This window comes from Paracoccus alkanivorans, from assembly GCF_003697785.1.
Classification (GTDB): Bacteria; Pseudomonadota; Alphaproteobacteria; order Rhodobacterales; family Rhodobacteraceae; genus Paracoccus; species Paracoccus alkanivorans.
The window spans coordinates 1-24608 of record NZ_QOKZ01000017.1 but is presented as its reverse complement, the minus strand read 5'-3'; the positions used below and the strand labels follow the sequence as shown (position 1 = coordinate 24608).

The following is a 24608-nucleotide window of genomic DNA, read 5'->3' as shown; positions in this document are numbered from 1 at the left end:
TTCAGATCGCGTTCGCTCATCAATACCCATCCCATGACCGTCCCCCGAATTGTTATTTGCTTGGCTCGTCGGGGGAGTGTGACATTCCTGCTTTGCCAATGTGGGACATTTTAGCATTGCTGCTATAAGTTTAGATTGCGATAATCCGTCTTATGGAACAAATCATGCCGTTGCGAGGGAGCGAGCGAGGCAGCAAGATACCGGTCGATATCCGCAGGGTACCATCGCGGAAATGACCGGATGGGCCGTCATGCAATCGGATATGTAAATTTGTCACAAATTTGTCATTGCGCGCATCTCAAAAATGTATTATATATACAAATATTAAGGGGTGCTTGAGTAACTAGTTCACTCAGCTATGCCACCCGATGGCCTTGATTGGTTGCTGCAGGGAACTCCAGTGCAGGTGCCGTTATTGGCTATCGGGTGGCAATTTACCTGTCCAGATCTTCGATGACCATTGCGCATGATGCCGCACCCTATTGCGGCAAGGCCCCGCAAAACCCGCCCGAGGGGATCTGCCCGGAGCCAAGGGCAAAGGCGGGCGGCGCCTTGTATGGGTTCAACTCGGCCGTCGCCTGATCGAAAAGAACCAGCGCGGCCAGCAGCGCAATCGCGATTGTGGCGGTGAAGCTCCGGGTCATGTCCGCGCCTCCAGCCCCAGCAGTGGGCGCAGTCTCACACCCAGGAAGGCGCCCGCGAAAGCCGCTACGAACCACACCCAGCCATGCAGGCTGCCGGTGGAAATCCCCGAAAAGAACGCCCCGACATTGCAGCCGAAGGCCAGCCGCGAGGAATATCCAAGCAGGAAACCCGCCACGATCACCGCAAGCCATGCGTGAAGCGGATAGCGGGGCAGTTTCTGCGACAGCCCGCCGCTTCGCCATGCGGCGACGGCAAAGGCGCCCGCGATGATGCCGATATTGGTCAGCGAGGTGTAATCGGTCAGGATGCTGGCCTGCAGGATCCGGTCCGTGCCCGCGGCGCTCCAGAATGCCGAGCCGGACAGGTCGCCTCCCAATGCGGTGAATCCTTTCGCCGCCCACAGGCCCAGCCCGTAGACCACGCCCCAGGGTTGTCCCGCGACCATCAGGTTGGCGATGGCCAGTGCCGCAAGGGCAAGCGCCGCGATGATCAGGCGGCGCGGCAGATGCCGCGTTCCGGGCTTGCCCAGCCACAGGAACAGGGCCGCGGTCAGCGCCAGCGCGGCAAGGGTAATCAATAACCCCGGCCATCCCGACAGGGTCAGGATCGGCAGGGCCCCGAGATCCGTCCACCAGATCAGGTGATAGGCACCGGCAAAGCTGCCGATGGCGAAAAACGGCAATGCCAGCAACCCGACCGGATTGCCCGATCCGGCATTCACCAATGTTCCCGATCCGCAGCCCAGCACCACCTGCATCGCTGCTCCGAAGACGAAGGCGCCGCCGATCATCGCCCAACCGATGGGAGCCTGAGCGCCGGTCAACTCGCCCGGATGGGCCGACAGCAGCGGGATGGCCACCAGTGCGGTGATGCCGATGGCCAGCAATTGCGCCACGATCCCGGCCGGCTCGCGGCGCAGGATCATCGCGCGCCACGGCCCGGCAAAGCCGAAGCGGAGGCCCTCCAGCGCGATGCCGAAGCCAAGCCCGATGGCGAGCATCATCCCGTATCGCGCCCCGGCGAACAACGCGACAAGCCCGATACTGGCCAGCACGGCCAGCAGCAGCCCGCCGCGTTTGGCAAGGCTTTCCGCCACCGAATGCCCGTGGCCTTCCGTGATCGCGGCCCCGGACATCAGTTGCTGCGCCTGAACTGGTTCAGAAGGTTTTCGACCAGGCCCGGCACATTGGCCATCTCGTGCCCGCTTGCCGAATACTCGACCATCGAGCCGGGATAGAGTTTGACATTCTCGATCCCGCCCAATTCGGACAGGGCGAACCAGTCGGTCGCGGCCCAGTGCCCGGTATTGCAGAAGGACACGACCTCTTCGCCCTCGCCGATGCCGAGCGAGGATTTCAGTGCGGCCACGTCATCGACGGGGCTGATCGCGGTTGCATCCGGGCGGAAGAAGCTGGAATGGGCCAGATTCCGCGCCCCCGGCAGGGTGCCGGGCCGTTCCGCCGCGTCATGCGCCTGCTTGCCCTCGTAGAACCCGGCAGGGCGGGCATCGACCAGCACCGCCTCGCGCTCTCCCTTGACGATGCTGGCGACCTCGTCGGTTCCGGCGGTCCAGCGGTTGTCCCAAGTGATATCCAGCTCGGTCGGCTGCGGCTGAACCGGTGTCTTGCTGAGCGGCAGGCCAGCGGCGACCCATGCCGCCGTCCCGCCGTTGAGGATCGACAGCTTGCCGAAGCCCGAGCTTTTCAGCGTCCAGTAAACGCGGGCGGCGGCGCCGAAATCGCTGTTGGTATCGCCCTCCGAGACGATGACGACGGGGCGGTCCATCGCCAGCCCCAATTCTTCATAGACCGTCTCCAGCCGGTCCTCGGGAACAAGCTGGCCGGGATTTTCGGCGGGGCCGCGAAACAGGGCATAGGGCGCCGAGACCGCGCCATCGATATGCCCCTTGGCATAGGCCTCGCCCCTGATGTCCAGAACGATCGGGTCCTGCTCGTCAAGGACGGTTTTCAACTCGGCGGGTTCGACAAGCGGTCCCGGTTCGGCAGAGGCGGCGGCGGTAACGCCCATGGCCGCGATCCCGGCCAGGCAGATGCGCATGAGACCATTCATCGGCAGTATTCCTTCGGATTTTCACTTTACACTAGTTCGGCAGGAAGCCGCGCGATTCAAGAGGCGTTTCGTCCTGCCGGTGGTGCAGGCCGAAAACAGGGTTTTCGCCAGTTGCGCAACGATAAACCGGTTGGTGCCCGGTGCGGGAACCCGGCCGGGACCGCGTTCCCCAGGCATCTGGCAAGCCGGAACGTCGTTCTTATTTTACCCCGGACCGGCCCCACGCTTCGCCGGTCATCCGGCGCGCACATATTCGATGCCGCGCGACCGGGACAGGGACAGCTCCATCCTGTCCGTCGCGATCTTTCGCAGGCAGATCCGCCGGCCCGAAGCGGGAAACAGCCAGCGCCCGTCGCCAAGCGGCTGCAACGGCGTTTTTTCCACTCGCGGTCCGGAGCCCCAATGCAGCATCCCGCCAGAGATACGAAAATACGCCCCGTCGCGGGTCCAGACGCCGTCCAGATCGGGATCGGGCGGAGCATCGCGGGCAGGCAGCAGGCGGACCGGGCGATGGAACATCGTGCCGGATATCCCGCCGTCCTCGAAACGCAGGCGGAAATGCGATTGGGCGGCGGCAGAGACCACTATACCGTCGGGTCCGGCGAAAAGCGGTTCCTCCGCGTCCCGGACCACGATGGAGCCGGGGCGGATCTCGGCCCAGAGATTGCCCTGCGGCGCAACATAAAGCCCCGGCGGCGCCCATTCCCCCGCCGGCTGCCGGTCCGGCCGCAATCCCATCAGCCCGACCCAGACCCTGTCGGCCAGCCCGCCCGCATCGGCATCATCACGGTTGCTCAGCACAACCACGCCGGCACGGGTATCGGGACATGCCAGGAAGGCGGCGCGATAGCCCGGCTGCGCGCCTCCATGGCCGGGGACCGATGCCGCGCCGATCCTGTTCAGCCTGAGCCCGAGACCATAACCCGTCGCCTCGCCCGAGGCGAGCGGCAGCGCCCGTGCCATCCGGGTGAAATGCCTGCGGGGAATCAGATCGGCCAGCCACAGGGCCAGGTCGCGGGCGGAACCGGACAGCGACCCGGCGGCGGAAAGATGCATGCCCTGAAACCCCTGCGACCAGCCTCCCGCGTTGGGCAGGTGGCCGGGAACCAGCCCCGGCACGGGATCGCCCCAATATTCCGAGACACGCATCCCGGTTCCAAGCCGCCGCGCCTGCCCGGCCACCCAATCGGCAAACGAGACCCCGTGCCGGGTCAGCGCCACCTCTGTCAGCCGGTAACCGCCATTCGAATAGGCAACTTCCGTTCCCGGTTCCGCATTCAGCCGCTCCAGTCCCGCGGACCAGTCGAACAGCGCCCCCGCCTCGCTGCGATCATGCGGACCAAGGCCCAGCAGGGTCAGCGATTCGCGCGTGTCGGGCAAGCCGCCCTGCATGGCCAGCGCCTGCGCGATGGTCACGCCCCCCGGCGCCGGTGCGAGTTCCGGCAGGACCTTCCCAAGCGGCAGGTCGAGGGCCAGCGCCGCGCTGTCCAGCAGGCAGGCCACGAAGACATGCTTGGTCACAGAAGCCCAACGGAACACGCTGTCTGCATCCAGTGCATTACCCCCGGGCCAGCCGCAGCCCCGGGCGGCGGAAAAACGGATGCCATCGCTGTCGAAACCCAGGACCACGCCGCCCGGATCCTCTGCCAGCCAGTCTTGCAGCCCATGGACTGCGGCGGCCTCGCCCGCGCTCCAGTCCGGTTCAGCCACGATTTCCATGCCGTTCATGCCACAAGCCCCAACAAGTGCCCAGGATCACCAGCAGCGCCCCGGCCATCGTGCTCCAGGTCGGCTGTTCGAGAAAGAATATAGCACCGATCGCCGTGGAATAGATCAGCCGAAGGTAATCGACCGGTGCCAATGCCGTCGCCTCGCCGACCCGGAACGCCATGAAGTTCAGGCTTTGCCCAAGCGTCGAAAGCAGCCCGATGCAAAGCAGCAGCGCCCATTGTCCGGGCGTCGGCGGCACCCAGACCAGAATGGTGGGCACGGCAAGGATCAGGCCGACGCCGACGGCCTGGTAGGTGATGACGGTGGCCAGTTTCTCGCGCTGCGCCAGCTTGCGCACGATGACCATGACCAGCGCGACCGCGCCCGCCGAAAACAGTGCCATCAGCACGTAGCCGTCGATCTGCGCGCCGGTGGGATTGGTAATGACGATCACCCCGGCGAAACCGGCGGCGATCCCGGCCCAACGATGCCGCCCGACGATCTCGTGCAGCAGCAGGATGGCGAAGATCGCCACGAAGAAAGAGCGCGAAAAGCTGATCGCCACGGCGTCGGCCAGCGGCAGATGCACCATCGCGGTAAAACCCGCCGTCATCGCCACAGTGGACAGCAGCACCCGCAGCAGGTGCAGATATGGCGTATCGGTGGCAAAGGCGCCGCGCGGATTGCGCAATATTCCCGGCATCATCGCCGCGGTCATCACCAGTTGCCGCAAAAACAGGATCTGGATGACCGGGATCGTCTCGCCCACGGTCTTGATGAGCGCCGTCATCACCGTCATGACCAACCCGGCAAGAGCGATCCACAATGCGCCCTGCAGGTTGCCGGGCAAGAGCGCCACCCGGCGCTGCATTCGCCCCACCATGTCGTCCGTGACGGCCATTCCATTCTCCGTTAGCCGCAGATTGCATCCAATAAGGACGTGATCACGGCCCGTGCAAGCGTCAGGCTTGCGAGATCAAACAGGATCCACTTGTTCTTACGAGGTCGCACGGAGGCAAACAAGCCAGATTGTATACATTCGGCGAAAAACCAAAAGCCAACCGCTTTGCGCCCCACACCTGCCCGGCTATACTCAATCCGTGAACAGGAGGCAGGATGTCGACACGCGGGCTGGAGGTTACACGCGATATTCGCGAGGGTATTGCCGAAGGGCGATATCCGGGCGGCTTCCGGCTCAACGAGGCCGAGATGGCGGCCCGGCTTGGAGTGTCGCGAACGCCGGTGCGCAATGCGCTGTCGGTTCTGGCGGCAGAGGGATTGCTGGATTACACGCCCAATGCCGGCTATACCGTGCATCGCTTTACCGTCGAGGATATCGAAGAGATATTCCGGGTCCGCATCGAGCTTGAATCCCTTGCCGCAAGGCTGGCGGCGGAGAACGGGCTGGACCCGGCGCAGGACGCCGCGATGCGCGAATCGCTGGAGCGGACGGCGGAACTGGTCGGGCGGTCATGCTGGAACACGCGGATCCGCGAGGCGTTCCTGCCGCTCAACCGCAGCTTTCACGCAGCGGTCCGCGAGGCGGCGCGAAACGCCTTTCTGGTCGCGATGATCCACAAGACCAACGAGGTGCCGCTTTTCGACCTGATCCGCTGGCGGCGCTTCGACGCCGAGCTTTTGCGCCAGTCGCTGGACGAGCACAGGGAGCTTTTCGACGCATTGTCGCGGCGGCAGCCCGAACGGGCGGCACGCATCCAGGCCGAGCATACCTATCGCGCCGGGCGGCGCATGGTCCAGAACTGGTCGAGGACCGAGGCGGCGGGCGGCATGTGATCCCCGCGCGCGAAACTATGCCGGATCGGACTTAAATCTTTCCAAACTGTCGTTGGAACTGAGGGCCAAGTTCGGATCTACTCTGCATGACGAACCAAGCCCTTACCAATAGCAGGAGCGCCCGATGACGGTCCCCGGCCTGTCCCTGTCCCCCAGCATGTCGGATTTCATGTCTATCAGAGAGGCCGGCAACGAAACCGTATCGGCGGATGGCGCGCTCGTGGCCTATCTGTCGAACGAGACGGGGCTGAACCAGATCTGGATCCGTCCTGCCGTCGATGGACGCCCGGACGGGCCTGCGCGGCAACTGACCGACCTGCCCGAACGCGTCACCGCGCTGGCTTTCGCGCCGAAGGGCCGGGATCTGGTCTTCACCACCGATTGCGGCATGGACGAGCGTCACCAGATCTGGCTGATCCCCGAGGCCTCGGGCATGCCACGCCCGCTGACCCAAGCGCCGGAGCGGGTTCATGTCTGGGGCTGCTGGTCGCCGGAGGCGGACCGGATCGCCTTTGCCAGCAATGAACGCGATGCCATGATGATGGATATCCATGTCATGGTGCTGGCCACGGGCGAAAGGCGATGCGTCTGGCGGGGCAGCGGCTATGCCGAGCCGCTGGCCTTCGCGGCGGATGGCCGGCTGCTGATCCGCGACTCGCAGCGTTCGATGCGTGATCAGGACCTGCTATGGCTAAATCCGGAAAGCGGCGAGGCAAGCCCGCTTCTGCTCCATGCCGATCCGGCGCAATATCTTTCGGTCAAGCTGGATCCGGACGGTGTGCGGGCAATCGTCCTGACCGATCAGGACAGCGACGTGACGCGCCCATGTCTGGCCGATCTGGCAAAGGGCGAGCTGACCCCGCTGCACGAGGTGCCGGGTTGGGAAATCGACAAGGTCGCCGTCTCGCCCGACCGCGACCGCGTTGCCTGTGTCGTCAACCGCGAAGGCGTCACGCGGATCGAGCTGCTGGACATCGCCAGCGGCGAGGTCGCGGATCTGGGCGCGCCGGCCATGGGGGTGGCCTCGTCCCTGTCCTTCATCGAGGATGGCAAGGCCCTGCTGATGTCCTTTGCCGGGCCGACAGAGCCCTCTGCGCTGTGGACCGGAACGCTTGACGGCGACTTCGCGCGCGTCACCGGCCTGCCCCGCGCCGGGATCGCGCCGGGAATGCTGGCCGCGCCCGAACTGCATCGCTTCGACAGTTTCGACGGGCTTTCCGTTCCTTATTTCATCTATCCCCCCGCGGGTTCGCGGCCCGAGGGTGGCTGGCCGGTGCTGTTCATGGTGCATGGCGGCCCGGAATCGCAGTGGAAAGCCGGCTTCCGGCCCGATCTGAACCATTACCTGCAAAGCGGTATCATGGTGGTGGCGCCGAATGTGCGTGGCTCCTCGGGATATGGCCGCCGCTATTGCGCCGCCGACGACCGTGAAAAGCGCATGGACCCGGTGCGCGACCTGATCGCCCTGCGCGACCTGATCGCCGCCCGGCCCGATACCGATGCCGAGCGTATCGGCGTCATGGGGCAGAGCTATGGCGGTTTCATGGTGCTTGCGGCGATGACCGAGGCGCCCGGCAAATGGCGCTGCGGCGTGGACATATACGGGGTGTCCAATTTCACCACCCTGATGCTGACCACCGGCCCGTGGCGCCGGCGGCTGCGGGCGGCGGAGTATGGCGACCCGGTCGCGGATGCTGAGCTGCTGCGAGAGCTGTCTCCGATCAACCGCATTTCCCGTATCGGGAAACCGCTGCTGGTCATCCACGCATCCGACGACCCAAGGGTCCCGATCGAGCAGGGCGAACAGGTCCACGCCGCGCTGCGGGGGCTGGGCCGGCCGGTGGAATATCTGCGCATCGAACATGAAGGGCATGGCTTTTCGCGGCTGGCCAATCGCTGCCGGGTCTTTGAAACCGTGGCCTCGTTCCTGTCGCGCCGCCTGTGATCGGCGGCGGTGCGGCGATCAAAAACAACCGATCCGTATCCATTGTGGGAGGTAAGACATGACAATGAGACAGTTGCTGCTGGCCGGTGCCGTGGCGGGTGGGACAATCGGCGCCGCCGTCGCCGAGACGCCCGGCAACGCCCTGATCATGGCCTATAACATCGACGCCATTTCCAGCTTTGATCCGGCACAGATCGCCGAGGCGGTCACGGACGAGATCATCATGAATACCTGCGACGCGCTGGTGGACAACAAGACCGATGACGAGGCGGATTTCGTCCCCGCCCTGGCCGAAAGCTGGGAGGTGTCCGAGGACGGGCGGACCATCACCTTCCACCTGCGCGACGGGATCGTGTTTCCCGACGGCACGCCCGGAACCGCCGGGGACCTGGTCTGGTCGATGCAGCGCGTCGTCAAGCTGGGCTTCGGCAACGCGGCATCGCTGACTGAATACGGGTTCACCGCCGATACCATCGGCGAACTGATCACCGCGCCGGATGACAGCACGGTGGTGATGAAGCTGGACAAGCCTTACCCGGTGAACCTCATCCTCGTCTCCATCGCGGCCAATCGCGTATCCGTCATGCTGAACCGGGCCGAACTGGAAGAGAACGAGCAGGACGGAGATCTGGGCAATGCATATCTGCAGGACAAGACGGCCTGTGTCGGCCCCTATGGGCTGGCCCAGTGGAATCCCGGCGAAAGCGTGCTCTTGCAGGCCAACGAGAATTACGGCGGCGAGGCGCCGAAACTGCCCCGGGTGCTGATCCGCCACGTGGCAGAGCCGGGCACGCAGAGATTGCTGCTGGAGAATGGCGATATCGATATCGCCCGCGACCTGACATCGCAGGATCTGACCGCGCTGGAAGAGGGCAATGAGAATGTCGAGGTGGTGCGCAAGCTCAACCCCTCGCTGTTCTACATGGGAATGAATGTCAGCAAGCCGCCTTTCGACGATCCCAAGGTCCGCCTCGCCATGCGCCACCTGATCGATTACCAGGGGCTCGCCGAGTCGGTCATGAAAGGCGTCGGCGTTCCGCGCGCCGCCTTTGTGCAGCTTGGGGCCTTCGGGGCGCTGGACGAGCAAGAGGGCGCCCCCTTCATCCAGGATCTGGAAAAGGCCAAGGAACTGCTGGCCGAGGCCGGGCATCCCGACGGCTTCGATGCCTCGCTCATCATCGGCTCGCATCCCTATGCCAATCCCATCGCCCAATCCATTCAGGAGGCCGCCTCGCAAATCGGCGTCAATCTGCAGATCGAGCGCATGGCCAATGCGCAGCTTTACGCCCGCAACCGGGCCCGCGATTTCGACGCCGCCCTGCTGGGCTACAAGTCGGGGGTGCCGGACGCGCATGGCATGGCCTCGCGCCTGGTCTATAACCCGGACAATGCGCTGGAGGCCAAGAATACCCAGTATCCGGCGTGGCGCGCGGGCTATTACGACGAGGCGATGAACGCCCGCATCGAGGAGGCCCTGTTCGAGCCGGACCCGGCGAAACGCGAGGAACTCTATCACGAATTGCAGCGTGACATCATGCAGGAAGGGCCGATGGCCTATGTCATGCAGACACTTGGCGGCGCGGGAATCCGCAAGGGGCTGAAAGACTGGACTTGGAACGGTTTCCGCGTCTATTACGACCTCGCCTCCAAGTAACCGCCCCCGACGATCCCCCGGATCCGCGTCCATGCGCCGCGGATCCGGTCCGAGACATGCGAAAGAGGCAATCCATGACAGGTATAGACCGCAATCCCGGCGCGCATTGGGAAACCTATGAAAGCCCGGAGAGCGCCGGATGGTCCGCCGCGGGCGTGAAAAGACTGCGCGAGGTGATCGCGGGTCAGAATACCGATTGCCTGCTGGTCGTTCAGAGCGGGCGGATCGTGTTCACTCACGGGGATATCGGGCACAAGTTCCTGTGCCACTCGATGCGCAAGAGTTTTCTCGCGGCGATGATCGGCGAGGATGTCGCCGCCGGACGGATCGACCTGACCGCCACATTGGCCGATCTCGGCATCGACGATCATGACCCGCTCAGCCCGGTCGAGCGTCAGGCGACCGTGCATGACCTGCTGATGGCGCGGTCGGGCATCTATCACCCGGCGGGATACGAAACCGAATGGATGCGGCTGATCAAGGAAAGGCGTCACAGCCATGCGCCGGGCACGTTCTGGTGCTACAACAACTGGGATTTCAACGCGCTCGGCACGATCTTTACCCAGCAGACCGGGCTTGCCGTTGCCAAAGCCTTCGAACGGCGGATCGCCCGCCCACTGAACATGCAGGATTTCTCGCTGGCCGGGGAACGGCCCGACGGCTGGCTGGAGCATTTCGAGGTTTCGCGCCACCCGGCCTATCCCTTCCGGATGTCGAGCCGCGACCTGGCGCGGTTCGGGCAGCTTTTCCTGCAAAAGGGCCGCTGGTCGGGGCGCATGGTCCTGCCGGAAGGCTGGGCGGAAGAAAATGTCATGCCCTATTCCCATGCGGGACCCCGCGGAGCCTATGGCTATTGCTGGTGGCTGGAGCGTGACGGAGTCTTTGCGCCCGGTCTGCGCACCCCGGCCGGGTCCTATGCGGCGCAGGGCGCGGGCGGGCATTACTGCATGGTCATCCCGCCTCTGGACATGGTCGTGGTCCACCGCGTGGATAGCGAGCGCGAGGGCCGCGCCATTTCCAAGCACGGGTTCGGACATGTGCTGAAAGCGCTGCTTTCGGCGGCAGCGGGCTGAAAAAACCGGCCCGGCTTTCGCGCCGCCGCCCCGGTCACCGGACTGTCATATTGACAGCGCAACCGGTTTCCTCTCATCTGAAGGCTTGGGGGATGCTCTTCACATGAACGGGGAAGTGGCGATCCATGGAACTCAAATTACTGGAAGATTTCGTTTGCCTCGGCGACGTGCGCAACTTTTCGCGCGCGGCCGAGATCCGGCATGTAAGCCAGTCGACGCTTTCAAAGCGCATCCGGACCCTTGAACATTGGCTTGGCGTCACCCTGATCGACCGGTCGAGCTATCCGGTGCAACTGACCACTGAGGGCAAGGTGATGATCCGCCAGGCACGCGATCTGGTGCAGCAGATCAACAGCCTGCGCTTGGGCGTGCGGAAACTGGCCAAGCAGCCGCGGGACCAGATCAGCATCCTGTCGATGCACACGCTGCGCATTACCTTCCTGCCCAAATGGCTGGAAAGCATCGAGGCGCAGATCGGCCATTTCGACCGCCACCCGAACCCGGCCAGTTCGGCCTATAGCGAGACCATCCGGCAGTTCCGCAACGACGAAAGCGACCTGCTGCTGACCTATGTGCATCCGGCGGTTCCACTCGGCATCGACCCGAAGGAGCTTGACTGCATCGTTCTGGGCAGCGAGCGGCTGCTGCCGGTCAGCGCGCCCGACGAGGATGGCGCGCCGCTTTACGATCTGGACCGGGACGATGTCGTGCGGTTTCTCAGCTATGGCACGCAAAGTTTTTTCGCGCAGGCTCTGGCGCCGCTGCTGCGCGAGAAGATGGTGGCGCTGAACATCGTCGCCTCGAATGCCATGAGCCTTGCCCTGCAATCGCTGGCACTGGTCGGGACCGGGCTGGCCTGGGTGCCCGAAAGCCTCGCCCGCGAGGAACTTGATGCGGGACGGCTGGTCGTGGCCGGCCATCCTGACTGGATCATCCGCAACGAGATCGCCATCTATCGCAAGAAGCGCAAGCATCGCCCCATTGTCGAGAAGATCTGGCACGCGGCCTGTGCGCAGGCGCGGGCGCCCTCGGTCGTGCCGCTTCCCGCCGCCGAAGAGGACATGCGCGTTCCGCAGAATATTCCGGGGGCTTGACACCGTTCGGAGCAGGCCGCGATGCATCCCGCAGTGGGGCCGGATCGAGCATCACGGAACGGAAGCGGTCAGCAGGCGATTGACCGGGGCGGGCATCTGGCGATCAGCGCGCCGAGCGGCGACAGGTCGGGCAGCTCGTCGACCTGTTCCAGAATCCGCAGCCCGCGATCGTCAAGCGGCAACCCGGCAAAATCAAAGCAATCGCGGATCTTCGCCCGGCGTGCCGCGTCGTCCATCGGATCGGCCAATGTCCCCCGCGCATGGGCCAGCTCTGCCGTCAGTTCGCGGCCGTCCCGCAGCCGGATCCGGGCGCGATGGGCTGGCCGGGCCTGGGCCAGTTCCGTCTCCAGCGGCATGACATCCATCGAGATCCTGCCAAATAGCGCACGCAGATGCGGGCGCATCACTGCCTCGGGCGTGAAATCCGCCAGCGACAGGATGTCCTGCGTCAATGCCAGTGCGACGCAATATTGCATCGAAAAGCGGGCCTCCATCGCGGTTTGCGGCTCGGGATAGGCAAGGTTGCGGTAATTCGCCCGGGCTACGGTCAGCGCAACCTCCGCGACATCACCGGCGGTAAAGCCGTGCTTCTTGCGCAGTGCCAGAACCATGTCCACCGCGTTATGGGTGGAACCGCAGCAAGGGTGGATCTTGGGACTCAGCCCTGCGGTCCCGATCACATGCGGCTGGTCGTCGCCGGGAAGTATCCATTCCGCGTCCTGCCCGCCGCTCATCAGGCTGCCAAGGCCCTGCGCCCGTTCGAGAATATCGTCCCGCCCGTAAAGCCCCGCAGCGGCGAACTGTGCCGCCTCCACCGCGTTTCGTGCCGCCAGCCCGGCATGGAACGGCTTGGCCGGGGTGCCGAACTGCCCCTTCATTCCCGAGGCCATGCTGACGGCCAGCGACATCGCGTTCACGATCCCTGCCCGGTCCAGCCGCAACAATACCGCGCAGCCCGCCGCGCTGCCGATGCAGCCGATGGTAGAGGTGCCGTGCCAGCCGGCGACGTAATGTTCCGGTGCCACACCGCCGCCGACCAGCGCCTGCGCCTCCAGCCCGGCCAGATAGGCCGAAACCAGATCGCTGCCGCCTGCCCCGGTCGACTGGCCCAGGGCCAGCAGCGCGGGGACCAGCACGGCCGAGGCATGGCTCATCCCGGGGCCGAAATTATCGTCGAAATCCAGCGCATGGGACGCCGTTCCATTGACCATCGCGGCAATCGCCGCCGGGGCAGAGCCTCCGCCCACCAGATCGGCGGGACCGGGTTGCTGCCCTGCCTGCAGCGCCTGCCTCACGCCATGGGCGGCGATGTCGTCCTGACCGGCCACCATGCAGGCAAGCGTGTCCGCGATCGCATGGCCAGCCGCCTGCCGGTCGGCAGCAGTCACCGTCACCCCGCCCGCCACACGGGCGGCGATCTTTTCCAATACTGTTGTCATGTCACTCCTCGTGTTCAGCCTGCCTGTGCCGCCTCCCGCGCCACAGCCGGAGCGGATGCGGCGAGGAATTCGCGGGTGTAATCCTCTGTCACCGCCCCGCTCCGCACCTGTTGCGATGTCAGTTTTTCCAGCATCCGCCCGTCCTTCATGATCGCGATACGGTCGCACATATGCGCGATCACGGCGATGTCGTGGCTGACCATCAGATAGGTCAGCCCCCGGTCCCGGCGCAGCCGGTTCAGCAGGTTCAGGATCTCGGCCTGAACCGACACGTCGAGCGCCGAGGTGGGCTCGTCCAGCAGCAGCAGGCGGGGCTCGACGATCAGGGTGCGGGCGATGGCGATCCGCTGGCGCTGGCCGCCGGACAGCTCATGCGGAAAGCGATAACGGAAACCGGCATCGAGGCCGACATCCGACAGGATGGCGTCGATGCGCTCCTGCTTGCGGTCCATGCCCATGATCTGCAGCGGCTCGATCAGGACATTCTGTACCATCTTGCGCGGATGCAACGAGGCATAGGGGTCCTGAAACACCATCTGCATCTTGCGAAAGAGCGCCTTACCACGCTGTTTCGGCAGTTCGGTCCCATCCAGCAGGATCCGGCCTTCGTAATGCGGGTTCAGCCCGGCGATCGCGCGCAGGATCGTCGATTTTCCGCAGCCGGATTCTCCGATCAGGCCATAGCTTTCGCCCTCTTCGATCGCGAATTCCGCCTGTTGCACCGCGACGACTCCGGATGCGCCATGACCGAAACGGATCGTCAGGTCCTTCAGTTCGAGATATGGATTCTGCATGGAGATTCTCCTGGGGGTCACTGCCCCGACGGTGCGTCAAGCCAGGCCGGGTCGCGGACCGGCACCGCCAGTTCGGCGCAGGGATGGTCAAGGCGGGGCAGACTGTCCAGAAGTCCGCGGGTATAGGGATGCCTTGCCCGGCCCAGCTCTGCCGAGGGCAGGGTTTCCAGCGCGCGGCCCTGATACATGACCATCACCCGGTCGCAGAAATCCGCGACGAGGTTCAGGTCGTGGCTGATGAAGATCAGGCTCGCGCCCGCGTCCTCCACCAGTTCCTGCAGCACCGACAGGACCTGCCTGCGCACGGTGACATCCAGCGCCGAGGTCGGTTCGTCGGCGATGATCAGTTTCGGCTCGGCGATCAGCATCATGGCGATCATGATCCGCTGCCCCATCCCGCCCGAGACCTCGTGCGGATACAGGTTATAGACCCGCTCGGGGTTGCGGATATGCACTTTCTCCAGCATCGCCATCGCGTGGTCGCGCGCATCGCGCATGCTGCCGTCGCGATGCAGGCGATAGGCTTCGGCGATCTGCTTGCCGACCCGGATCAGCGGGTTCAGCGAATATTTCGGGTCCTGCAGGATCATGGCGATCTCGTTGCCGCGTATCCGCATCATCTGCGACTCGCTGGCCTTGAGCAGGTCGAGCTTGCCGAAACGCAGCCGCTCTGCGGTGATCTGCGCGGAAGGAGGCGACAGCCGCATCAGCGCGCGTCCGGTCTGGCTCTTGCCCGAGCCGGATTCCCCGACGATGCCCAGTTTCTCGACGCCGAGATCAAAGGACAGGTCGCGGACCGCATGGGTGACACGGGTCTCGTCGCGGAAACGGATATTGAGATTGCGGACGCTCAGGACCGGTTCGGGGGTCATTTCGTTATCCTCAGCCATGGCGTGGATCCAGCACGTCGCGAAGCCCGTCGCCCACTAGGTTGAAGGCGATCGAAGTCATCAGGATGGCGATCCCCGGGGCCGCCGCGACATAGCTGTTGGACAGGATGAATTCCCGTGCCGTGGACAGCATCGCGCCCCATTCCGGGCTGGGCGGCTGCGCGCCGAGCCCCAGAAAGCCCAGCCCGGCGGCCGACAGAATGATCGACGCCATGTTCAGCGTCACCCGCGCGATCACCGAGGGCACGCACATGGGCATCACGTGCCTGACGAGAATGCGCAGCGCCGAGGCGCCCTGCAGCCGCACCGCCGAGATATAGTCGGAATGGCGGATGATCATCGTCTCGGCCCGCGCCAGCCGGGCGATCGGCGGCCAAGCGGTCAGCGAGATGGCGATCACGGCGTTGTTGATGCCCGGCCCGAGCGCCGAGACGAAGGCCAGCGCCAAGACCAGCGACGGAAAGGCAAGAAAGACCTCGGTCACGCGCATCATCACCGTATCGACCCAACCGCCGAGATAGCCCGAGAGCGTGCCGATCAGCAGCCCGACCGGGGCCGAGATGATCGCGGTGAGGAATGCGATATACAGCGTGATCCGCGCCCCGAACAGCAGGCGCGAATAGATGTCGCGGCCCAGTTCGTCGGTGCCGAGCCAGTGCTCTGCCGATGGCAGGGCAAGGCGGTTGCCCAGGTCCTGTGCATAGATGTCATGCGTGGCGACCAGCGGCGCGAAGATGGCGGCGCAGGCGATCACCAGCAGGATCGTCAGCCCCAGCAGCGCCGAGCCGTTGCGCCGCAGCTTGCGCCACATGCGCCAAAGCTGCTGCATCCGGGCCTGCGCGGGCGAATGCGGATGCGGATCGGTCAGCCAGGCCCGCAGGGTGGAGGGACGGGGTGAGGGCGAGATATCGGTCATTGCGGATATCCTTTCAGGCTTGGCGGGTCCGCGGGTCGATCACCCGGTAAAGCAGATCGCTTACCAGGTTCAGCCCGACGAAGATCACGCCGATGACCAGCGTGCAGCCTGTCACCGAGTTCATGTCCCCTGCCAGCAGCGAATTGGTCATGTAGCGGCCGAATCCCGGCCATGCGAACACGGTTTCCGTCAGCACCGCGCCTTCCAGAAGAAAGGCATAGGACAGCGCGACGACGGTAATCACCTGCACCGCGACATTGCGGAACACATGGGTCCAGACGATGCGCCAGCGGCCGACGCCCTTGGCGCGGGCGGCGATCACGTATTCCTGTTCGAGCTGTTCGATCATGAAGCTGCGCGTCATCCGGCTGACATAGGCCAATGCGCTTAGCGCAAGGATCGAGGCGGGCAGGATCAGGTGGCTGAACACATTGCCGAACAGTTCCCAGTTACCGGCCATCAGCGCATCGATCAGGTAGAAGCCGGTCACCGGCTGCAGGTCGAACTCATAGATCAGGTCGATCCGCCCGGGGCCGCCGACCCAGCCTAGCGTCGCGTAGAACAGCACCAGCCCCATCAGGCCAAGCCAGAAATTCGGCGCCGAATAGCCCAGCAGCGAGACGATCCGCGCCACATGGTCGATGGCGGAGTTGCGATAGACCGCCGCGATCACCCCGAGCGGTACACCGATCCCGGTGCCGATCAGCATGGCCAGCGTCGCCAGTTCCATGGTCGCGGGAAAGACCCGGATGATCTCTTCCGAGACCGGGCGGCCGGAGAGCAGGGAGTTCCCGAAATCGAAATGCAGGATATTCCACAGATATTGCCCGAACTGCACGATCAGCGGACGGTCGAGGCCCATCTTGACATACATGGCGTCATAAGCCGACTGCGTGGCATTGTCGCCCAGAACCGCCAGCACCGGATCGATCGGCAGCATCCGCCCGATCAGAAAGGTCAGCGCCGCCAGCCCGACCAGCGTGACGCAGACCGACAGCACCAGCCTGAGCAGGCTCAGGAGTTGCGGCAGGATCGGGTTCCTGCCGCGCGCCGGGCCGGGCATCGCCTTTGCGAAACTTGCCGTCTCCGCCATCACTTGCTCGCCTTGCCGTAATAGACCTGAAAGCCGTTCCAGGTCCAATTCTTCAGATCGTCGCGGATTGCGGCGACGAAATGGGTCTGGAACATGACCGCCATCGGCCCGCTTTCCATCCAGGCCTTCTGCAGATCGGCATAGATCGCGATACGCTTTTCGGGATCGGGCTCGACCACTGCCGCCAGCACCATCTCGTTGAGCTTCTCGTCCTGGTAGGAGGCGCGCCAGGACGGCAATTGCGTCAATTGCGCCTCGTCGCTGTTGTCAGGGTTCATCACCAGCCGCGACGCGTTGCCATGGGCATCCGGCACGCCGGTCTGCCATGCTTTGATGCCGGTCTGGTAATCCCGTCCGCGCACCTTGGCAAAGAACTGCGCATTGGCCATCTGCTCGATATTGAAATCGACCCCGATCTGGGCGGCGTTCTGCTGGACATGCTGCGCGAGCGGCCTCGACCAGGGCAGCGAGCCGATATAGATCGTCGCTTCGAACCCGTCGGGATAGCCCGCCTCGGCCAGCAATTCCTTGGCCTTGTCGGGATTCAGCCCGAATGGCAGCGCCTCGTCCTGCGGCAATTCGCCGAAAGCGCCGGCCTGCACAAAGCTTTGCCAGGGCGTGCCGAGATATTGCATCACCGTATCGCCAAGCTGCTGGTAGTCGATCAGGTATTTCATCGCCAGCCGCACATTCGGATCGTCAAAGATCTCGTCGGCGGTGTTGAAGGTCCAGAAAATCAACTGCGGCTTGAGGACCGAGTCGATATGCAGCCCCTCGACATTCTCCAACTCGCGCAGGTCGTTCGGGGTCAGGTCGCGGGCTATATCGACATCGCCCTGCTCGACCAGCAGGCGCTGCGTGCCGGTTTCGGCGACGTGGCGGATCAGCACCCGCTCTAGCGCGGGCTTCTCGCCGGTGTAATTGGCGTTGGCCTCCAGAACGACCCCCTGCCCCTGGTTCCATTTCGCAAGCTGGTAGGGGCCGACACAGGCGGTCTTGTCCTTCAGATAGGCATTGCCCAGATCTCCGTCCTGCTCGTTTTCCATCAGCAGCTTGCTGTCCAGCGTGGCGGAAACCCGGTTGGCGGCGATGGCCTGCAGCACCAGCGAGACCGGGTAGGGCTCGCCGAATTTCAGCACCACGGTATGGTCGTCCGGCGCAGTGATCCGCTCGTCCATGTTCCCGGTCGAGAAACCGTATTCGGTCAGTGTCGCCGCGTTGCCGTAACCAAGCGTCAGCACCCGCTTGAGCGACCAGACCGTATCCTGCGCCGTGACGGGATTGCCCGAGGGGAACACGGCGTCCTTCGCCAAGTGGAAGGTCAGGGTCTTGCCGTCCTCCGACACTTCCCAGCTTTCAGCGAGGGCGGGCTGCACCTCGGATTCGGTCTCGGGCACGAAAGAGACCAGCATGTCGCAGGTATTCTGCAGCAGTTCGTTGGTCACGACCTCGCCGACCTGCGCCGGATCGAAGGTCGAGATGGAATCGATGTTCCAAGCCATGACCAGCGCATTGTCCGGCGTTTCGGCATGGGTGGTGGTCGCGGTCAGCGCGGCTGCGGCAGAGACGCCCAGCAGCGGATGCAGGATCCGTTTCATTCGGATATTCCTTCCCTGTGGTCCATAAGCGCCGGGCGATGGATTCCCGCCCGGTCGTCTTTGCCGGGGCGGCAGCGATCGCCCGCCCCGGCATGTCGTTGTTGCCCGGCCGCGGCTATTCCGTCGCTGTCGGGCGCGGTTGCAGCGGTGGCCGCACATCTTCTGGAATGGGGCAGATATAGGGTTCGCGGGCCAGCCGGTCCTGATGATCCTTCCTGGCACGCGCCAGCAGGGTTTCGTCCGCGTAAAGCATCCGGGCCGTCGCCGCCATCACCTTGGCCGCGTAGGTCATGCCCTTATGCGCCGCCGGAGCCTTGCCCTGCGCGGTGATCTGCCAGCTATGCCCCGGCGTGCCGATGGCATGGGTGGCCACCCGCGCCTGCACAGTCGGCACCACCCACGAGACATCTGCCACATCGGTCGAGCCCATCATCTTTTCGCCGCGCGCATCGAACGGCACGATGTAGTCGCAAAGCGGCTCTCCCTCGCGGGGCTCCAGCCCGGTGGAACGGTAGTTCGAGGCGATGTCCTCGGCGCTCAGCGTCGCCTGGATGGCGGCGGCATATTCGCGGTCGGCATCGTCGAACTCGACCCCGCCAAGCGCCTGCATCGCAGTGAACATCGCCTGCTCCAGCGGCGTATTGCCCAGCATGTTCGACACGGCCGACATGACCGAGATCTTCACCTCGGTATCGGTCATCATCGCCGCGCCGCGGGCGATCTTCTGCACCCGCTCGTTCAGCGCGAACATCCCCGAAAGCGTGGTGGAGCGGATCGCATAGCGGGTCTTGGCCTTGCCCTGCACGACATTGGGCGCCGTTCCTCCGGCGTCGAGATAGGCGTAATGGATGCGGCTGTCCTGCGGGATATGCTCGCGCAGATACTGCACGCCGACATTCATCAGTTCGGCCGCGTCCAGCGCGGAACGGCCAAGATGCGGTGCGGCTGCGGCATGGCTCGACCGGCCGGTGAACTCGAAATCCATGCGGGTATTGGCAAGGCTTTCGGCCTCGTCCACGCGGGTCATCGCCGCCGGATGCCAGGTGATCGCCGCATCGACATCGGCAAAGGCGCCGTCGCGCACCATGAAGGCCTTGGCCGCGCCCCCCTCTTCGGCGGGACAGCCGTAATAGCGCACCCGTCCCGGCGTGCCGGTTTCGGCCAGCCAGTCCTTGAGCGCGCAGGCCGCCAGAAGCGCCGCCGATCCAAGCAGGTTGTGGCCGCAGCCATGGCCGTTGCCGCCGGGCACGACCGGGCGGGGTTCGGCGATATTCGCCTCCTGGCTCAGGCCGGGCAATGCGTCATATTCCCCGAGGATCGCGATGACCGGCCCGCCCTCTCCGGCTTCGCCCATGACGGCGGTGGGGATGCCGGCCAGTTCCTCGGTGACGGTGAAGCCCTTGGCGCGCAATGTCGCGACATGCTCGGCGCAGGACCGGTATTCGGCATAAAGCGTCTCGGGCATGCCCCAGACCCGGTCGGACAGCTCGGTCAGATCCTTCTTATGCGCCTCGACATGTTCCCATATAGGCTCGGCATTCTGCATCTTGCGTTCCCGTTGATGAATCTTGTCCCGTTACGGAAACTTTCGCCGCCGCCCGGGCGGCTGTCCAATGATGATATCCCAAGATTCCATTCGAAAGAGGAATAACCCCCCGGAACCGGACATATGCCGATGACGCGAAAACTGGCTGGAAGCACTGACCTTCCTGTGTCTTTCACGTATCTTCGGTGCGATTATGGCATCGCTGCGGCAATCTCGACGTTGATCATCGTCTTTTTCCTGCGTAACCTGAATTCATGATCACGCAGAAGATGAAATATGCCCTCAAGGCCCTGCTGGTCCTGGGGGACGAGGCCGCGAAAGAAGTGCCCGAGCCGCTGACGATCGAAAAGATCGCCAGGCGTTCCGGCACGCCCAAGCGGTTCCTCGAGCAGATCCTGCTGGAAATCCGCAATGCCGGGCTGGTCGGGTCGATCCGTGGCCGGTCGGGCGGTTATCTTCTGATCAAGCAGCCGGCGGAGATTTCGATTTCCGAGATGCTGCGCCTGATCGACGGACCCATCGCCCCCCTGCCCTGCCTGTCGCGCCGGGCCTATCAGCGCTGCGAGGATTGCACGGACGAGGCGACCTGCCGGATCCGCAAGGTCTTTGCCGAGGTGTTCTGGTCATATCTGATCCTGATCGAATCGCTGACCTTGGCTGATCTGATCCGCTCGGAACAGTTGTCCGAGCAGCTCGTTGGCGCATAACAGCGTATTTTCAACCAGTTAAGATCTCCATGCATGCTTCGCGGGCACGCCCTGCCCCGCTTGGCCGGAGGTTGAAACAGGATCATATCTGCCGTTTTACGCGTGCGGGAGACTGATATCCCATAATCACGATAAAATTTAGCGAGATTTTTTCCTTGCAAAAGACGACAACATCTGTCGTAATTAAGTTGTTGCGAAGGACGGCTTCCACCGACGCCGCAACAAGGACGAAGGAGCACAATGATGATGACCATGCTGTATCGAAATCTCACCGCCGCCCATTCCACGCGGCCCGCGATGGTGCCAGGTTCACAGCTTTGCACCATCTGCCGTCGTGACCGCCGGACCGGCCGGTCGTCGCGGATCGATGGTGCACCGGCTCCGGCGATCCATCGGTATATGCAGAAAGCGGCCATGGGCCTGCTTGACGGAAGCGCCCCGGCACTCTGAGTGCCGGGTCCACCACCCCGAACACAGTTTCATCCAGGAGAATTCCAATGTTGACCACGATCATCACCAGCAGCCGCAGCAGCGCCCAGGGCGAAAAGATCAGGGATCACGCCGATGGCCGCGTCACCATTGCCGTCGGACGCCGGATCCTGACCGGACAGCCCGTCGCGCGGGTGCAGGCAACCGCCCGGGCGGCGCTTTGACCATCCGGGAATGACAAGGCGGAGCCCGGTTGCGGGCTCCGCCACCACTTCCAACGGGCGCAGCGTTCATCGGATCCGGATCAGCGGACCGGGCCGCCCCTCATGTCCCGTGACCGGGGTTGCAGCTTGGCACCCCGTTCTCGAAGAAATCCCCGGGCACATAGCGCGCCTCGGTAATGATGACGTTCTGCTCGGCATCCCATTTCATGTGCCGGTCCCAAAGCAGCTTGCCATCGGCAGAGACCTCCAGCACGCGCCCGCCCTCGGCCTCGGTCAGCAGGATGTTGCCATCGGGCAGGATCTGATGCTTGCCCCGGCGCCAGGTATAGAAGGGCAACTCGTCCGATCCGGAAAACAGCGTTTCGACCTTGTTCTCACCGGGCCGGATGGCGAGGATGCGGGACTTGCCGGTGCCGGTGGCATTGTCGAAAACGGTGATCCGGCCATCGGGCTGGAAATCGGGGTCGTGCTGCTTGAACCACGGCCCGAAATGCCACCATTTCATCCGCCCGGTTTCCGGATCGACGACGGCGATCATGTTCAGCTCGCGCATGCTCAGCAGCACGTCGCCGGCCTCGAACATCGGGAAGGCACCGGCCATCTCGGCGCGCAGCGGCTCGGCATCGTTGGGATGGAACGGGTCATCCAGATAGGTGACGGTTTCATCGGCATTTTCCGGCGTGCGGGTGCGGATTTCCAGCATGCCCTTCTGATCCTCGTTCTCGCCCTCGACCATTTCCTTGCGGAGGCTGACCCTGCTGAGAATCTTGCCGGTATTCTCGTCGAGCCGAACGATATCGTCGTCGACCAGCGTCACCAGCCGGCCCTCGCCATCGCGGTTGATGGTATGGTGGAACCGGTCGTTCTGCGTCCAAATCGGCTGACCGCAGGCATCGACGCGGGCAATCGCCGCCCCGCCATCAAAGGTCAGCGCAAGCGAGCCGTCCTCGAACACCTCCATGCCGTGCAGCATGACGTTTTGCGGCTGCCGTTCGGAATCAAGCAGGTCGTAATGCACCGGCCAGCGATAGACCTCCTTGCCTTGGCCGTCATAGAGGCGGACGACATGGAAGGGTCCGTCCTGCGTCTCGTTCAGCCCCGCGACAAGGATATAGCCGTCGGCAGCGTTACCGGCAGGCGTGCCCGACAGCCCGCGCTCGGGGTCCGGATCGCCGCCGACCGGCTTGACCAGGTGCCGCGTCGGTTCAAGGCCGATATCGTTCTTCCAGTTTTCCGAGACCTCCAGCATCGTGCGATGCGCAAGGCCGATCTGCGGCGCGGGGAACCAGTTCCACCAGGATGCGACGGTGCCATAGGTCACGGCGATCACGACAAGCGAAACAATAGATAGCACGGGACCGATACGGTCGGAGAACCCGCGTTTCAAGGCTGGAATATTCTTTCTTCTTTGGGTGGCGTCGGTCATATCGTCCTGTCAAGCAATGCGCTGTGCAATTCCCGGGCGCGGCCAAGCAGATCGGCAGACGCCCCGGAAAGTTCGGGAGAGGGTTTCGGTGCCCGGAACATGCCGCTGGCAGACAGCAATGCCTGCCGGTCATGCATCTCCAGCGCGTCGGCAAGGCGCGGCAACTGCTCTTCCGGTTTGCCGCTGAGCGCCGCGTGATCGACGAAAATCGCATCCGCGGGCGCATGCTCCAGCACATGGGCATAGGCGGCATTCCAATAGCGCAGCCAGTAATCCGTGGTTCCTGCCCCTTCCGCGCTGTCGGGCGCACCGGGAAAGGCGATCGGGCGCAGGGCGGCACCGAACTCGAAATGCCCGATCCCCTCCATATATTGCCGGGCGAACCGGTCGCGGCCATGCAGATCGACAAAGCGCTCATGCTGCCGCATCAGCGAAACGATCTGCGAGGCAGGGTCGCGCACCGGGATCACCAGCCGGGCATCCGGAAAAGCGGCGCGCAAAAGGGGCAAGCGCGCGATATTGGCATTGTTCTTGGAAACATAGCGGAACGCGCCGGGGGTGGTGGCCACGATCTTGCGCATGTGGCGGGAAAGGAAGTCCTCGAACCCGGCATCGCGGTTCGTCTCATCCCAAAGCGCGATACGGCCGTTCCTGTAATGGTCGCGCCAGAAGGCCATCCAGACCATTTCCTCGAAGGCCTCGGGGCTGTCGAAATCGACATCGATGCCGTCGCCATGCGCGCGCTCGGCCTTTTCCCCGGCCTTGCGGAACAGGCTGGAAAAGCGTCCCCACAGCAGCGGCGACAGGGTAAAGGGCATGTTGCGATAGGTCGCCGAGGCGAATTCCGGCTGCCGGGCCAGCAGTTCCAGCAGGATCGTGGTGCCCGCCCGCGGCAGGGAGGTGATCAGCACCGGCCTCTCGGCCCGGGTTGCCGCGATCTTGCGGTGCCACAGGCGGTCCTCTATCCGGGCCAGCCCCTTTTGCAGCCCCGGCGATGAAAACGCCTGGTTATGCAACGCCCGGTCCAGCGCCGAATAGGGCACCTCGTCGCGCGCGGCATCCTGTTCTGCCGGTGCCTCAGTCCTGCGAAGCCGGCCGATCGCAATCCACAGCGCGATGCTGCCAAGGGTCGACCACAGGATGAAGGACCAGCTCAGCGCTACATCCATCGCCTCGGCCATAGTGAACAGGCCCAGCAGATCGCCGCCGACGACAAAGACCGCCGCCGCCAGCAGGGCCACCGCGGCGATGGCCAGCAGCACGAAGGTGCTTTTCAGCAGCGAGAACGTGGCCTGCCTGACCTGGCGTTCCTTGACCTCATCGCTCAGATCCGGATCGGTGATGGTGCCCAGGGCCTCGTGGGCGACATGGATGGCGGCGCCCGCGCGGCGCTCGACCTCCATCACCCGCAGCACGGTGATCAGCGCGATGATGCCCGCGACGAGCGCAAGGACCGTGATCATCATCGCTGTTCTTGTTTGTCGCTGGTGGCGTTGTTCTTGCGCAGCAGGCGCTTGAGCGGGTACCAGACAAAGCCGACCAGGGCCAGGATGACGACGGC

22 protein-coding genes are annotated in these 24608 nt (G+C 64.2%); 8 read left to right on the top strand and 14 right to left on the bottom strand.

Going from position 1 to position 24608, the window contains the following annotated elements; translation table 11 throughout:
- Positions 1–479: 479 nt before the first annotated feature.
- The 5 genes from C9E81_RS23045 to C9E81_RS21660 all read right to left on the bottom strand — a co-directional run bounded on the left by C9E81_RS23045 (position 480) and on the right by C9E81_RS21660 (position 5326).
- Positions 480–644 carry a hypothetical protein gene (locus C9E81_RS23045; RefSeq protein ID WP_166462007.1) on the bottom strand — a complete coding sequence of 55 codons (165 nt, stop codon included), beginning with the start codon at positions 642–644 and terminating at the stop codon, positions 480–482.
- Entirely contained in the window at positions 641–1780 is a 1140-nt protein-coding gene (locus C9E81_RS21675; RefSeq protein ID WP_122114454.1) for a YeeE/YedE family protein, read from the bottom strand. The genes C9E81_RS23045 and C9E81_RS21675 overlap by 4 nt, the downstream gene beginning before the upstream one ends.
- Entirely contained in the window at positions 1780–2715 is a 936-nt protein-coding gene (locus C9E81_RS21670) for a sulfurtransferase (RefSeq protein ID WP_243698769.1), read from the bottom strand. Before C9E81_RS21670 ends, C9E81_RS21675 begins: the two co-directional genes overlap by 1 nt.
- A 234-nt stretch (positions 2716–2949) precedes the next feature.
- Positions 2950–4443, bottom strand: a complete 1494-nt coding sequence (locus C9E81_RS21665; RefSeq protein ID WP_122114453.1) for a serine hydrolase domain-containing protein — start codon at positions 4441–4443, stop codon at positions 2950–2952.
- A complete protein-coding gene (locus tag C9E81_RS21660; RefSeq protein WP_122114452.1) occupies positions 4418–5326 on the bottom strand; it encodes a DMT family transporter in 909 nt (302 codons plus the stop codon). Before C9E81_RS21660 ends, C9E81_RS21665 begins: the two co-directional genes overlap by 26 nt.
- A gap of 215 nt (positions 5327–5541) precedes the next feature.
- On the opposite strand from C9E81_RS21660, the gene C9E81_RS21655 reads away from it, so the two are divergent.
- The 5 genes from C9E81_RS21655 (at position 5542) to C9E81_RS21635 (ending at position 11985) form a co-directional block, all read left to right on the top strand.
- Complete coding sequence (locus C9E81_RS21655; protein ID WP_122114451.1) at positions 5542–6219, top strand: GntR family transcriptional regulator; 678 nt, start codon at positions 5542–5544, stop codon at positions 6217–6219.
- Positions 6220–6343: 124 nt separating this feature from the next.
- Entirely contained in the window at positions 6344–8164 is a 1821-nt protein-coding gene (locus tag C9E81_RS21650; RefSeq protein WP_122114450.1) for a S9 family peptidase, read from the top strand.
- Between the two features lie 58 nt (positions 8165–8222).
- Positions 8223–9818, top strand: a complete 1596-nt coding sequence (locus tag C9E81_RS21645; protein WP_122114449.1) for an ABC transporter substrate-binding protein — start codon at positions 8223–8225, stop codon at positions 9816–9818.
- Between the two features lie 74 nt (positions 9819–9892).
- Positions 9893–10891 carry a serine hydrolase domain-containing protein gene (locus C9E81_RS21640; protein WP_122114448.1) on the top strand — a complete coding sequence of 333 codons (999 nt, stop codon included), beginning with the start codon at positions 9893–9895 and terminating at the stop codon, positions 10889–10891.
- A gap of 125 nt (positions 10892–11016) precedes the next feature.
- Complete coding sequence (locus tag C9E81_RS21635) at positions 11017–11985, top strand: LysR substrate-binding domain-containing protein (protein ID WP_122114447.1); 969 nt, start codon at positions 11017–11019, stop codon at positions 11983–11985.
- 68 nt (positions 11986–12053) lie between these two features.
- Here the strand turns inward: C9E81_RS21635 and C9E81_RS21630 are convergent, their stop codons facing one another.
- From C9E81_RS21630 to C9E81_RS21600, 7 genes are all read right to left on the bottom strand, one after another.
- Positions 12054–13424 (bottom strand): MmgE/PrpD family protein, encoded by a 1371-nt coding sequence (locus C9E81_RS21630; protein ID WP_122114446.1) that lies wholly within the window; start codon positions 13422–13424, stop codon positions 12054–12056.
- Between the two features lie 14 nt (positions 13425–13438).
- Positions 13439–14218, bottom strand: coding sequence for an ABC transporter ATP-binding protein (locus C9E81_RS21625; protein WP_122114445.1), 780 nt, complete (start codon positions 14216–14218; stop codon positions 13439–13441).
- A 17-nt stretch (positions 14219–14235) separates the two neighbouring features.
- The gene (locus C9E81_RS21620) at positions 14236–15108 is read right to left on the bottom strand and encodes an ABC transporter ATP-binding protein (RefSeq protein ID WP_243698768.1); all 873 of its coding nucleotides are present in this window, start codon (positions 15106–15108) and stop codon (positions 14236–14238) included.
- A complete protein-coding gene (locus C9E81_RS21615; protein WP_122114444.1) occupies positions 15101–16024 on the bottom strand; it encodes an ABC transporter permease in 924 nt (307 codons plus the stop codon). The genes C9E81_RS21620 and C9E81_RS21615 overlap by 8 nt, the downstream gene beginning before the upstream one ends.
- 13 nt (positions 16025–16037) lie before the next feature.
- Positions 16038–17117 carry an ABC transporter permease gene (locus C9E81_RS21610; RefSeq protein WP_122114443.1) on the bottom strand — a complete coding sequence of 360 codons (1080 nt, stop codon included), beginning with the start codon at positions 17115–17117 and terminating at the stop codon, positions 16038–16040.
- Positions 17117–18715: an ABC transporter substrate-binding protein gene (locus tag C9E81_RS21605; RefSeq protein ID WP_122114442.1), complete on the bottom strand. Its 1599-nt coding sequence runs from the start codon at positions 18713–18715 to the stop codon at positions 17117–17119. The genes C9E81_RS21610 and C9E81_RS21605 overlap by 1 nt, the downstream gene beginning before the upstream one ends.
- 115 nt (positions 18716–18830) lie before the next feature.
- Complete coding sequence (locus tag C9E81_RS21600) at positions 18831–20261, bottom strand: amidohydrolase (RefSeq protein ID WP_122114441.1); 1431 nt, start codon at positions 20259–20261, stop codon at positions 18831–18833.
- Positions 20262–20515: 254 nt separating this feature from the next.
- Between C9E81_RS21600 and C9E81_RS21595 the strand changes: the two genes are divergently transcribed.
- From C9E81_RS21595 to C9E81_RS23040, 3 genes are all read left to right on the top strand, one after another.
- On the top strand, positions 20516–20968 hold the full coding sequence (locus tag C9E81_RS21595) for an RrF2 family transcriptional regulator (protein WP_122114440.1): 453 nt from the start codon (positions 20516–20518) through the stop codon (positions 20966–20968).
- 243 nt (positions 20969–21211) lie between these two features.
- Positions 21212–21418 carry a hypothetical protein gene (locus tag C9E81_RS21590; RefSeq protein WP_147457641.1) on the top strand — a complete coding sequence of 69 codons (207 nt, stop codon included), beginning with the start codon at positions 21212–21214 and terminating at the stop codon, positions 21416–21418.
- 47 nt (positions 21419–21465) lie between these two features.
- The gene (locus tag C9E81_RS23040; RefSeq protein ID WP_166462006.1) at positions 21466–21621 is read left to right on the top strand and encodes a hypothetical protein; all 156 of its coding nucleotides are present in this window, start codon (positions 21466–21468) and stop codon (positions 21619–21621) included.
- A gap of 100 nt (positions 21622–21721) precedes the next feature.
- On the opposite strand, the gene C9E81_RS21585 is transcribed toward C9E81_RS23040, so the two are convergent.
- Together C9E81_RS21585 and C9E81_RS21580 are read right to left on the bottom strand one after the other, a co-directional pair.
- A complete protein-coding gene (locus C9E81_RS21585; protein ID WP_166462005.1) occupies positions 21722–23008 on the bottom strand; it encodes an arylsulfotransferase family protein in 1287 nt (428 codons plus the stop codon).
- 35 nt (positions 23009–23043) lie between these two features.
- A complete protein-coding gene (locus C9E81_RS21580; RefSeq protein ID WP_122114437.1) occupies positions 23044–24513 on the bottom strand; it encodes a sulfotransferase in 1470 nt (489 codons plus the stop codon).
- Between the last annotated feature and the right edge of the window lie 95 nt (positions 24514–24608).